The organism is Vibrio sp. THAF64 (assembly GCF_009363455.1).
Lineage (GTDB): Bacteria > Pseudomonadota > Gammaproteobacteria > Enterobacterales > Vibrionaceae > Vibrio > Vibrio coralliilyticus.
In genome coordinates this window covers 2,386,054-2,397,984 of sequence record NZ_CP045355.1, presented here as the reverse complement: position 1 = coordinate 2,397,984, position 11,931 = coordinate 2,386,054, and the positions used below count along the sequence as shown (strand labels likewise).

Annotated in this window: 11 protein-coding genes; 6 read left to right on the top strand and 5 right to left on the bottom strand. The window is 43.2% G+C overall.

Annotated features, from left to right (window positions below; all coding sequences use genetic code 11):
* Positions 1–31: 31 nt before the first annotated feature.
* Together FIU99_RS10975 and FIU99_RS10970 are read right to left on the bottom strand one after the other, a co-directional pair.
* A complete protein-coding gene (locus FIU99_RS10975) occupies positions 32–664 on the bottom strand; it encodes a YdcF family protein (protein ID WP_021454975.1) in 633 nt (210 codons plus the stop codon).
* A 15-nt stretch (positions 665–679) separates the two neighbouring features.
* A complete protein-coding gene (locus FIU99_RS10970) occupies positions 680–1,501 on the bottom strand; it encodes an NAD-dependent epimerase/dehydratase family protein (RefSeq protein ID WP_006962877.1) in 822 nt (273 codons plus the stop codon).
* 247 nt (positions 1,502–1,748) lie between these two features.
* On the opposite strand from FIU99_RS10970, the gene FIU99_RS10965 reads away from it, so the two are divergent.
* On the top strand, positions 1,749–2,459 hold the full coding sequence (locus tag FIU99_RS10965; protein WP_235202552.1) for an ABC transporter substrate-binding protein: 711 nt from the start codon (positions 1,749–1,751) through the stop codon (positions 2,457–2,459).
* Here FIU99_RS10965 and FIU99_RS10960 read toward each other — a convergent pair.
* A complete protein-coding gene (locus FIU99_RS10960) occupies positions 2,452–2,685 on the bottom strand; it encodes a TIGR02647 family protein (protein ID WP_006962874.1) in 234 nt (77 codons plus the stop codon). The two genes, FIU99_RS10965 and FIU99_RS10960, sit on opposite strands and share 8 nt — an antisense overlap.
* Before the next feature lie 457 nt (positions 2,686–3,142).
* Between FIU99_RS10960 and focA the strand changes: the two genes are divergently transcribed.
* Positions 3,143–3,985 carry a formate transporter FocA gene (gene focA / locus FIU99_RS10955; protein WP_029236100.1) on the top strand — a complete coding sequence of 281 codons (843 nt, stop codon included), beginning with the start codon at positions 3,143–3,145 and terminating at the stop codon, positions 3,983–3,985.
* Between the two features lie 58 nt (positions 3,986–4,043).
* Here the strand turns inward: focA and FIU99_RS27355 are convergent, their stop codons facing one another.
* Both FIU99_RS27355 and FIU99_RS10950 read right to left on the bottom strand, forming a co-directional pair.
* On the bottom strand, positions 4,044–4,184 hold the full coding sequence (locus tag FIU99_RS27355; RefSeq protein ID WP_006962870.1) for a hypothetical protein: 141 nt from the start codon (positions 4,182–4,184) through the stop codon (positions 4,044–4,046).
* A 215-nt stretch (positions 4,185–4,399) separates the two neighbouring features.
* Positions 4,400–5,197 (bottom strand): ABC transporter permease, encoded by a 798-nt coding sequence (locus tag FIU99_RS10950; protein WP_006962868.1) that lies wholly within the window; start codon positions 5,195–5,197, stop codon positions 4,400–4,402.
* 484 nt (positions 5,198–5,681) lie between these two features.
* Here FIU99_RS10950 and torE point away from each other — a divergent pair, with 484 nt between their 5' ends.
* The 4 genes from torE to FIU99_RS10930 all read left to right on the top strand — a co-directional run bounded on the left by torE (position 5,682) and on the right by FIU99_RS10930 (position 11,892).
* Positions 5,682–5,861, top strand: coding sequence for a trimethylamine N-oxide reductase system protein TorE (gene torE / locus FIU99_RS10945; protein ID WP_006962866.1), 180 nt, complete (start codon positions 5,682–5,684; stop codon positions 5,859–5,861).
* 50 nt (positions 5,862–5,911) lie between these two features.
* A complete protein-coding gene (gene torC / locus FIU99_RS10940) occupies positions 5,912–7,096 on the top strand; it encodes a pentaheme c-type cytochrome TorC (RefSeq protein WP_006962865.1) in 1,185 nt (394 codons plus the stop codon).
* A 24-nt stretch (positions 7,097–7,120) separates the two neighbouring features.
* Entirely contained in the window at positions 7,121–9,583 is a 2,463-nt protein-coding gene (gene torA / locus FIU99_RS10935; RefSeq protein WP_006962863.1) for a trimethylamine-N-oxide reductase TorA, read from the top strand.
* A gap of 347 nt (positions 9,584–9,930) precedes the next feature.
* Positions 9,931–11,892 carry a metallophosphoesterase gene (locus FIU99_RS10930; protein ID WP_006962861.1) on the top strand — a complete coding sequence of 654 codons (1,962 nt, stop codon included), beginning with the start codon at positions 9,931–9,933 and terminating at the stop codon, positions 11,890–11,892.
* Positions 11,893–11,931 lie beyond the last annotated feature (39 nt).

The window sequence follows — 11,931 nt, the reverse complement described above, 5'->3', positions numbered from 1 at the left end:
CCAGAGCATGTGAAGCTCTGGCTTTTTTGTATTAATTGAAAACGGATCTTAATGCGAGATAGGAAGTCTCAATGTGTGGCGGTATTTCCTGTTCTATCTGAAATCCTTTTTTGGGGTATTCTTTGATTCGCTCAAAATCACCCAACATAGCCTCAACGGTAACATCAAGAGATATCTCTTCACTAAAGTAATCAATAAAAGCGGTTTTAGGGGATGTCACGCAGACATGGTTGACTTCATTTGGCCATTGTTTCATGAAAGTAGCGTAAGCTCGCCTCTCCATATAGGGCTTTTGGACCAATATGAATGAGCGAAAATCGTAGCAAAGTTCGGTGAGAAGTTTGGCCGTTAACTGTATATTTTCACCGGTATTGGTCGCTTGATCTTCGAGGATGATATCAACTGAGGGTACCCCGAGATCTCTAGCTATAGCAGCAAAAGTATGTGCCTCGGTTTGATCAAAAATACCGTCTGTTAGTCGTCCAACGCCACCAGAAAACACAATCTTATTTGCCCAACCATCGTGATAAAGTTTTGCTGCATGCTCTGCAACCCTAACGTCGTTGCTACCAAGTACAAATAGGCAGTCAGCTTTATGTAATGGCTGAGCGAGCTGCATGTAATCCCACAGATTTTCTATGTGTTGGAAAAGCTTGGTACTCATATTGGATTCCCAGTGCTATACAAGTTCTAAAGTGTGCTGGTAATGAAAGCGATAGCCCAATTTTTGCAAGCGATCCGCTAGAATTCGCTTGTCTGCTTGTTGTACAACAGGTGGTAGGCGGACATCAGAGCCGACACTGTTGAGCGCTGCTTGATAAAACTCTGCCTTGCTAACCGTGTTGGGTGTCGTCGCATTGATTACAACGTTCTTGCAGTTGAGAGCAACGAAGCTTGTTGCACCTATAGCATCGGTTAGGTGAAGCATATTGGCTGGAGCAAGTTCACTGACTTGCTTCAATTTATCGACAAAGCGAGAAGGGTGACGATCAGGTCCAACGAGCCCACTACAGCGGACAACGCCGTAATCAAGCCCTGAATCAATTACATACTGCTCTGCTTGCAGCATCGTAGCTGCTTTTTCCGAGAATAAGTTGCTGCTGTACGCTTTATTGAGAGAGGCAGCATCTTCATCTAATGCGTCAGCTAGGTTGGGGTATACGGTGGTCGAGCTGACCATGATGACTTTCTTAACCTGAGCAACCAGGCAAGCCTGGCAGAGCATATTCCAGTGTTGAGCGTACTGTTGTCCCATCCCTTTTCTAAAACCGGGAGGGAAACAGCCAATCACAATGTCCGCTTTAGTGTTACTAATGGCTTGAGCGACAATATCCGGATTAGTCTGTAAGTCGATTTTTAGCCCTGTGAGATGCTGAGCTTCCAGCTCTTTTACACCATCATCAGTGGTGCGGCTCACATACACTTTGTGCCCTATGGTTTCTAGGTAATGGGCGAGAGGCTTACCTAGCCATCCGCCACCAATGATCAATATGTTTTTCACACTAAGTCCTTGTCCAAAGTGATTTTCCATTTAACTATCTTAAAGACGTTGAGAATAATCAACAGTTAGTTTGATGGTTTCATAGCCTTTGCTTCGCTAAACCAACAAACCCAATCTCTTATTATTGAGTCTATTATTAAGTATTGGGTGCGTTTTGACACTCGACTTTTTAGGTAAGTACATGAAGTGGTGTTTGTTATGGGCCACCTTGTTTTGCTCAAGTGTAGCGGCCGAACAAAAAGTTTATATGACATCTCTAGAGTGGCCACCTTATTCAGGCGCAGACTTGCCTGAAAATGGTTACTCTGTTGCCGTTGCTCGCGAAGCTTTTGCCGCAATGGGATACGAGCTGGTGGTAGACTTTCAACCTTGGGTCAGAGCTGTGGCATTAGCCACTAAATCTGACAGGTACATGGGCTATTTCCCCGAGTACTTTTTTGAAACCTCTGATTTTGTTTTCTCTGACTCTATAGGCAGTGGCCCATTGGGTTTTGTCGAAAATACCCGCTTTCCGATTAAGTGGCAAAGTCTCTCTGATCTCAGATTCCTTCGCATTGGTGTTGTACAAGGTTATATCAATACCAAAGAGTTTGACCAAATGGTGGCAGAAGGCCACCTACAAGTGGAGGCATCAGCTAATGACACCAGAAACATTCATAAAGTAGCCAAAGGAAGACTGGATGCGGCCGTGATTGACCCAAATGTCCTAGAATATCTTATCAGTGTTGATGTGCGAGAGGGGCTGTTGAGGAAACGTTTGAGAATGAATGCTAGGTTGCTTGAGAATAAGCAGCTTTATATGGCGTTTAAAAATCAGCCGGAAGGTAAAGCGATAAGAGAAATATTTAATCAAGGATTGGAAAAAATAGATATAGACTCAATCGTCAGTCGGTTAAAGAAACCGACTGACAACAAGAACGCCTTAAGCAGTGTTCCTACGATAGATAAATCTAACTAGATAAAACGCGTAAAATTTTGTCTGCATGTTCGGCAATTTCGATGCCCTCGTCAGTGAGGTAACCGCCGTCAGGGAGAGTACATAGGCCTTTATCAAATAGTCGTTGAACCGCCGATTGCATATCTTCTGATGCATCATGATGAACTTTAATGCCAGTAGCGGCGCTGCTAATGTCGAATTGAAGTAACAGGTTTAACTCGGCGATCTTATCAGCGGTATATTTCATAATGAATTCCTTAGAGAAAGTATTAAAACAACCATAATCCTCGTATTGGTATTCATCAATTATGGGCAAAGAGAAATGTTATCTACCCCTTAATTTGCATAAAAATAGACGTTGATTCGATTAGTTATTGACCAACTGTTTAACTGTGTTTAAGGTGTTTTTCTTAATGCTTAAACTTCATAACGGTGAAGGTTGATATGAAGAAATTGACTAAATGCCTTTGACGTAAATATTACCGATTTTAAATCATAACTAACTAATTGATTTGAAGTAATATTACACATTTTAAAGGTTCTTATTTTATCTTATTTTATTATTCTAAACCTGACAAACACTCGAAGTTTTTATTGTTTTAAAGCCACTTCGTTACGCGCAGGGAATTAAGGCTTGAAATTGAGCACAATAAGAGTAATTATCCGCGCCCACAAATCCACATTAACTTAAATGTTTTACCATGATGAACTTAAATCAGTTTGATTCTCTATTGCCGCCACAGATGGCGGAACGTGCCGCTGAAATCGGTGTAGGTAAAGTGACGAAAGACCCGATGAAGTCGTTTCTTCTGGCCATTTCGGCTGGTATTCATATCGGTATTGCGTTTGTCTTCTACACAATAGTCACGACTGGGGCCGGGGACTTACCTTGGGGCCTTACTCGCTTGTTAGGTGGATTAGCATTCAGTTTAGGTTTGATACTCGTTGTCGTTACCGGTGGCGAGTTGTTTACCAGTTCAGTTCTCACCTTGGTTGCCCGTGCGAGTGGTAAGATTACGTGGAAAATGCTGATGAAAAACTGGGCTGTTGTGTACAGTGGAAACCTCATCGGTGCGTTATTGCTAGTGGTGTGTATGTTGCTAACCAAGCAGTATATGTTCGATGGCGGCCAAGTTGGCCTCAACGCTATGGCTATCTCTCAGCATAAACTGCATCACAGTTTTGTTTCTGCGGTCGCGCTGGGCATTATGTGTAATGTTTTAGTCTGCATCGCGGTTTGGATGACATTTAGTGGGCGTACACTGACAGATAAAATTGCTGTGATGATTTTACCTGTGGCGATGTTCGTCTCTGCTGGTTTTGAGCATTGCATCGCAAATATGTTTCAGGTGCCGATGGCTATTGGTATCAAGTTTTTTGCACCTGCTGAGTTTTGGCAGATGACGGGAGCGAATATTGCTGATTACGCGGATTTGAATTTGCTCAACTTTATCACCAACAACCTTATACCTGTGACTCTCGGTAACATCATTGGTGGTGGTGTCTTTGTTGGGATGTGGTATTGGATGATTTATCTAAGAGACTAACCCGAATTGAATGAATAAAGGCTCGTTGAAGAACGAGCCTTTTTTGATCTTGCGGATCTCAATGAAGTTGCCCCCACGGCTCTTCAATGATGTCATCCATTTCCAATATTTCTTCTGGTAGAGAGACTAACCAGTCACGACTATCTTCGTTTTCCAGTTGGGCTACGTCGTTAGGGCGATAGAAAGCGTCAAGTTGCATGTTTTTAACCTCACAAGATCAATTGTCTAAAGCATAATCTCGGGATTTGACGGTTTTATGACGTCGTTTGAGCTAATTCATATGCATATGAATACTAACAATTTTTACTGACTAGAATACGTTTGAGAGGAAGAATCGAAGTTATCCTGAGTAGTATGACATGGTTATCCACAGATTCTGTGGATAAGATCTTTTCTACTCGTAGATCCTTATTGTCATGACGGTGTGTTATTAAGATCCACTAAGACTCTTCCTTCTTTATTAATGCAGCTTCGAACAGATAAGCTGAGGGTCAAACTGATGGAGACAGACAGCATGACAAAGATCGCGACCATGATCATTAACTGATACTTGATCGCGATAAGTGGGCTTGCTCCTCCTAAAATCTGGCCTGTCATCATTCCTGGCAATGTAACTAGACCGCTAGTGGTCATTGAGGCCAAAGTGGGAGCTAGGGACTTTTTAATCGACTCTCTTACAAAGGGTAATGTGGCGAACTGAGGAGAAGCGCCTAAGGCAAGCGCAGCCTCATATTCACTGCGACGAGTATCGATTGAGGTAAACATATTCTGTAATGCGACGATATTACCGCTCAGTGAATTTCCCAGAAGCATTCCCGCCAAGGGGATCAGATACTGTGCATTAAAGAGCGGTTGTGGCTGAACGATCACGACACAGATGAGTATCAGAATGGGTAAAAGGCCGACGAGTAAACCAGCGGTAACAGGGTACATTAAAGGCTTCCTAGGCAGCTTAGCCTTGCTGATGATGGAGCTCGCACCAATTAAAGTCATGACCAGCAACCACAAAACGTTTACAAGAAGGCTGTTTATAGTGAACAAGTACTGAAGGTAAATACCGACCAACAATAGCTGTATGGTCATTCTAGCGACGCTAATGAGCGCTTCTCTTTCGATATTAAGCCGGTAATAGCGACTGATGAGTACTGGGATCGTCAGAGTACAAAAAAATAATGCCAGCAGTGGCCAAGAAATATCTACAACGCCGCTCATGATTTCTCCCCTAAAATTTCAATGCGCATTGTATACCTAAAAACTTTAGTAAGGGTCGAATTCCACGAAAAAGTGCCCGATTCAGTTCTAGTACATTCGACTTCACATAGTTAAGCTGCCTGAATTTTGTACATTTCACGATACAACTTATTAACATTTAGGTGTTCTTTTTTGGGGTAGATAACGTGCTACATCCTTAAAAACACACGCAAAATGTTACTTATTTGTTGTTTGTTGGTTGTTTTTTTAACAATGTTTTTCTGTTAATAAATCTTCATAAAATTATGCATGTTGATATATGAATTATTAATCAAACACATCTCTGGATGAGCTCAAAAAAGTGTTGAATAACAAGGTGTGGTGGGGCGGATTTAATTGAACCCTACGATTAGTATGGTCTAACATTTTTATCTAGAGATTGTAAGAAACGTTAGCTCGGTTACAAGAGCTATCCAATAACACTAAATACAAAATAGGCAAATGTATGAGTGATGTTAACAAAATTGAGAGTGGTGAAAAACGCTCGCTGGAGTGGAAGTCTTTTCTCTTCATCGCGGTTGTTCTCTTCCCGGTTCTAAGTGTGGCTTTCGTAGGCGGCTACGGATTCATTGTTTGGATGCTACAAGTATTCTTCTTTGGACCACCTGGCGCCCATGGCATGTAAGCCAGTGAGCTCATTTCCACATTTTTGAAAAGATTTTAAGAGAGCAAACCATGAAATCATTTATCGTTAAACTGTGGCGTACCATGACGCGCCCAGCAGTGCATATCAGCCTTGGCGTGCTGACTATGGGCGGTTTTATCGCAGGTGTCATCTTCTGGGGTGGTTTCAACACAGCACTAGAAGCAACGAACACCGAAGAATTCTGTATCAGCTGTCATACCATGCGTGACAACGTATACGTTGAACTTCAGGAAACTGTTCACTGGAAAAACCATTCTGGTGTTCGCGCTACTTGTCCTGACTGTCACGTTCCTCATAACTGGACTGATAAAATTGCTCGTAAGATGCAAGCCTCTAAAGAAGTATTCGCCCAAGTGTTTGGTAACTACGACGAACCAGGTGTATTTGAAGAGCGTCGTATCGAACTCGCTAAACACGAATGGGATCGTTTCTCTGCAAACAAATCCTTGGAGTGCAAAAACTGCCACAACTATGAGTCAATGGACTTCGAACAAATGTCCCCAACGGCTCGCATCCAAATGAAGCAAGCGGCGGAAAAAGATCAGAGTTGTGTTGACTGTCATAAAGGTATTGCCCACAAGCTTCCAGCTGGTATGGACAGTATTGGTGGGATTGTTGGTGAACTGGAGCAGCTGACTTCCAGCACAGATTACTCGGTGGGTAACGCCTTGGTGAGCGTTCGCCATTTACCTGTCTACTTTGATGAAACGGGTGCTGAAGAAGCGGGCCTGCTTAACCCAGCATCGACAGTTACTGTTTTAGAAGACAAGGGTGAAATGATGAAAGTTGAGATTGATGGCTGGCGCAAAGCAAAAGGCTTTGGCCGAGTTATTCAGGAAGACTTTGGTATGAACATCGCAGTTGGTTCACTACTTAAAGAAGCGGCAACCAGTGATGATGTGGTTACAAAAGGCGAGAAAAAAGTCGATGAGCTAACTGGTCTCCCATGGGAGAAAGTGGCAGCAACCGTTTGGATGAAAAAAGAAGCAATGCTAAACGACGTCACTCCAATCTGGGAAAAAGCGAGCGAAGCGTATAAGACCAACTGTTCAGTTTGTCACACTCAGCCTGATGAAGCGCACTTCGATGCGAACACTTGGCCTGGTATGTTCAATGGTATGTTGGCGTTTGTTAACTTCGACACAGATAGCGAAGCCCTAGTATTGAAGTACCTACAGAAGCACTCTTCAGATTTTGCTGAAGGTCATCACTAATAAGCGTCGGATGGAGTAATTGAAATGGCTATTACACGAAGAAGTTTTCTTAAAGGTGTAGCAACGACCAGTGCAGCGTCAGTAATCGGTCCAAGCTTATTGGCATCTGCTTCTGCAAGCGCAGCTGAAACAACAGGAACTTGGAAAGTCTCCGGTTCTCACTGGGGCGCATTCCGTGCCCATATCTACGCGGGTAAAGTTCAAGAGATCAAGCCGCTAGAAACCGATACCAACCCAACTGATATGATCAACGGTATCAAAGGTGTTATTTATAACCCGTCTCGTGTCCGCTACCCAATGGTGCGCCTAGATTGGTTGAAAAAGCACAAGTACAGCGCCGAAACTCGCGGCGACAACCGTTTTATTCGTGTCACTTGGGATGAAGCTTTGGATCTGTTCTACCGTGAGTTAGAGCGCATTCAGAAAGACTATGGACCTTGGGCATTGCACGCAGGCCAAACGGGTTGGCGTCAGACAGGTCAATTCCATAGCTGTACCAGCCACATGCAACGTGCGGTAGGTATGCATGGTAACTTCATTACTAAAGTTGGCGACTACTCAACAGGTGCAGGTCAGACGATTCTGCCTTACGTTTTGGGCTCGACTGAAGTTTACGCACAAGGTACATCGTGGTCTGAGATTCTGGAAAACTCAGACAACATCATCCTATGGGCTAATGATCCGGTGAAGAACCTTCAGGTTGGTTGGAACTGTGAAACTCACCAGTCATTCCCTTACTTGGAGCAACTGAAAGAGAAAGTCGCTAAAGGCGAAATCAACGTACTTTCTGTTGACCCAGTGAAGAACAAAACTCAGCGTTTCCTACAAAATGATCACTTGTACATTAACCCAATGACTGACGTTGCGTTTATGTTGGCGGTCGCTCATGTGTTGTACAACGAAAAACTTCACGATCAGAAGTTCATTGATACCTACTGCCTTGGTTTCGACGAGTTTATTAAGTACGTTCAAGGTGAGACGAAAGACAAACTTGAAAAAACACCTGAATGGGCGGCTGAGATCTGTGGCGTAAGCGCTGACAAGATCCGTGAATTTGCGCGCATGCTGGTTAATGGTCGCACACAGATCCTGATGGGATGGTGTATTCAGCGTCAGGAGCACGGTGAGCAGCCTTATTGGGCGGCGGCAGTAGTTGCGGCGATGGTCGGTCAAATTGGTCTTCCGGGTGGCGGTATTTCTTATGGTCACCACTATTCTGGTATTGGCGTACCTTCAACTGGCTTCGCTGCACCGGGTGGTTTCCCACGTAACCTTGATCAAGGTATGAAGCCTAAATGGGACAACAATGACTACAATGGTTACAGCAAAACCATTCCTGTTGCCCGTTGGATTGACTGTCTGTTGGAACCGGGTAAAGAAATTCGCTACAACGGCAGTAAAGTGAAGTTACCGGGTTACAAAATGATGGTGATTTCAGGTAACAACCCATGGCATCACCACCAAGATCGCAACCGTATGAAGAAGGCCTTCAAGCAGCTTCAGACCGTGGTGACTGTAGAGTTCGCTTGGACTGCAACGTGTCGATTCTCTGATATCGTTCTACCAGCTTGTACCCAGTTTGAACGTAATGACATCGACGTCTACGGCTCATATTCAGGTAAAGGTTTGATTGCGATGCACCGTCTAGTGGATCCATTGTTCCAATCTAAGACAGACTTCGAGATCTTCACCGAGCTCAGCCGTCGATTTGGTCGCCATAACGAGTACACGCGTGGTATGGATGAAATGCAGTGGGTTCGCTCATTGTATGATGACTGCCGTGAGGCAAACAAAGGTAAGTTCGACATGCCATCGTTCGACGATTTCTGGGAACAGAGCGTTCTTGATTTCGGCGAAGGTAAACCTTGGGTTCGACACGCTGATTTCCGTGAAGATCCAGAAATTAACGCACTTGGTACTCCTTCTGGCTTTATTGAGATTACCTCCCGTAAGATTGGTCGTTATGGCTATGAGCATTGTCAGGAACACCCAATGTGGTTTGAAAAGACAGAACGCTCACATGGTGGACCGGGTTCAGACAAGTTCCCATTCTGGCTGCAATCGTGTCACCCTGATAAACGCCTACACTCGCAGATGTGTGAGTCGGAAGAGTTCCGTGCTACCTACGCGGTGCAAGGTCGTGAGCCGGTTTACATCAACCCTCAGGATGCCAAAGAGAAAGGTATCAAAGACGGTGACTTGGTTCGCGTGTTTAACGACCGTGGTCAATTGCTGGCAGGGGCTGTGCTTATGGATAGCTATGCTCGTGGCGTTATCCGTATCGAAGAGGGCGCATGGTATGGTCCTCTGAACGAAAAAGAAGGTGCGATCTGTACTTACGGCGACCCGAATACGCTAACAATGGATATTGGTTCTTCAGAGCTTGCTCAGGCAACCTCTGCCAACACCTGTATCGTTGATTTCGAGAAGTTCACTGGTAAGGTTCCACCAGTAACCTCATTTGGTGGCCCAATCGAAGTCGCTTAATTGTATTGAATATGAGCCTGTTATGTGTTGATTAATACTTAGCAGGCTCATTTTTATTCTGAAATTTTAATTGAGTAAAATACGTCGAACTAACTCGACCAATAGATATTTTAAATAGTATTAATTTATCCCTAGCTACCATATATATAAACTCATTTCTATTTTGTAAATTCTTTTATTCTTAATTTTACTAGATATGTTTTTCTTGTATTTATCTAATAAAATCATATTAATATTTTTTCTTTCTGAAATATTTTTTAATAAAAGAGTTAAATTTAATGTCATCAATTTAAAATCAAAATTGACCAATATTTGTCGCTCTTTAAATTTTTAGTAGAGAGTAACTTTTGAAAAAACAAATAATAGTTTTATCTTTAGTGCTGACCCTGATTGGCTGTCAGGAGGAAGACAACGTAGTCTCTTTGAATACTAGGGAGCAGGTCAACTTCATCATTCATCCGTATCTACAAATGCCTAGTAGTGACAGCATGACAGTACGTTTCGAGACCGTCGATAAGCATACTCAAGTTTGGGCTAGGCCTAAGGGTAGTTCTAATGGTTTCATCGTGGTAGATGCCGAGTTGATTGATGAGTCTATTTCCGATACTCGAACAGCTGTGCTCGAAGGGCTAAAACCATCAACAATGTATGAATACTTTATCGTTGCGCTTAACCCTCAAGATGAAGAAAAAATAGAATCCAAGTCTCCTACGTACGCATTTAAAACTCTCCCTAATCAGGGGGATAATACAGAGTTGAATATTGTGGCAATAGGAGATACCCAAAATGGTGATACGATAGGTGTACTCGCCGATGTGGTTAATAAAGGTATTATTCCTTATGCATGTGAGGATAATGAAGCAACATGTGCTGAAAAAATATCAGCAATAACTATTGCAGGGGATATTGTCTCTACTGGTAATGTTATGGCGCAGTGGCGCTATGAACTTTTTGAACAAATGAAGAATATTACTCCTTATGTCCCATTAATTACGGTTCCAGGTAATCACGACTATTATGACGGCTCAAATTTAAGTATATACAAACACTTCTTTGAAAAACCGACAAATGAAGTAGAAGGATACGAAGAGACTTGGTATTCGATGGACTTGGGGCGTTTACGTATTATCGGCTTAGACAGTTTTCCAATCTCGCACGATCACTCAAATTTTCAAAAGGATGTAATGGCGACCCAACGTCAGTGGTTGAGCGAGAAACTGAATTCGACGAAAAACAACGAAAACATAAAGTATGTATTTTCCATGTTCCACCACCCATGTTTGTCTGAGCTATGGATCACCGGTGAGAGCTTGGGCTCTTGTGAGTTAGTCGCGGAAACAGAAAAATACTCAAAAGATACGGGGAATATTTCTGGGCATTTCTTTGGGCATACGCATGCTTATTCGCGTGGACAATCGATGGACACCAATCACCTTTGGGTTAATGCATCAACATCACAAGGTTATCGTGAGCCAATTCATGACAATCATATGCTCTACGATGTTCATGATTACAATACCTTTGCTATCAGTAGAAGCGAATTTGGCTTCAACATATTGACCTTTAACGCTGGCGGCAGTGAGAGCGTCAATATGAAGCGATACTCTGCGACGGTGGCGAATAAAGTGGGTGGATACGGTTCACTTCAGGATGGGTTTGAAATGACAGACGAAGTTACAGTGAACCCGGGTAAGACGGTGCTTCCCGCTCCACAGATCATCTCTCCTAATGGTGAAGTGAATACCAAGGACATCATGCTTGAAATTAGCCATAGTGATCCGGATTCGATTTATGAAGTGCAATGGCAGCTGTCTAAAGACGATAAGTTTGAGAACGATGTCTATGACTTATGGGGTAACCATACGCGTAAACACAATGTAATGCCCAAACCTAAACCGGGTGAAGATCCTGGGGACGAAGTAGATCCAACATGGCGCGAAGGCGATCTAGTGGATAGCCAAGAAGGTGTGGATCTTACAAAATTGGCGCTTGCTAACTTTATTGAAAAGTTCTACATCGGTGGTGATGAAGCTTACAAATGGAGTAATCATAAATACACCGAAGAACATCAGCATATGAGTGAGAATGATTCAGTGGAAGGGAATGAAGTCACGGCGGGCACTGTGCGTCGTGAGAAAGTGACTCATATCAGTTCATACGATAGGTTCTCAGGTCAGGGCAACCAAGCACCACAATTCGATATTAAACATGGTGATAGATGGTATTGGAAAGTACGTGTTCGCAGCGCTGACATGAATTGGTCTGAATGGAGTGAGACGAGTGATTTTGAGCTCAACCTGTTCCCGTAATCTATGGTTTGATTAAATGATGCAGTTGCATACAACTGG

Coding starts and splice junctions, on each gene's coding strand:
- FIU99_RS10975 (WP_021454975.1), bottom strand. CDS start 664: ATGAGTACCAAGCTTTTCCAACACATAGAAAATCTGTGGGATTACATG.
- FIU99_RS10965 (WP_235202552.1), top strand. CDS start 1,749: ATGACATCTCTAGAGTGGCCACCTTATTCAGGCGCAGACTTGCCTGAA.
- FIU99_RS10960 (WP_006962874.1), bottom strand. CDS start 2,685: ATGAAATATACCGCTGATAAGATCGCCGAGTTAAACCTGTTACTTCAA.
- focA (WP_029236100.1), top strand. CDS start 3,143: ATGAACTTAAATCAGTTTGATTCTCTATTGCCGCCACAGATGGCGGAA.
- FIU99_RS27355 (WP_006962870.1), bottom strand. CDS start 4,184: ATGCAACTTGACGCTTTCTATCGCCCTAACGACGTAGCCCAACTGGAA.
- FIU99_RS10950 (WP_006962868.1), bottom strand. CDS start 5,197: ATGAGCGGCGTTGTAGATATTTCTTGGCCACTGCTGGCATTATTTTTT.
- torE (WP_006962866.1), top strand. CDS start 5,682: ATGAGTGATGTTAACAAAATTGAGAGTGGTGAAAAACGCTCGCTGGAG.
- torC (WP_006962865.1), top strand. CDS start 5,912: ATGAAATCATTTATCGTTAAACTGTGGCGTACCATGACGCGCCCAGCA.
- torA (WP_006962863.1), top strand. CDS start 7,121: ATGGCTATTACACGAAGAAGTTTTCTTAAAGGTGTAGCAACGACCAGT.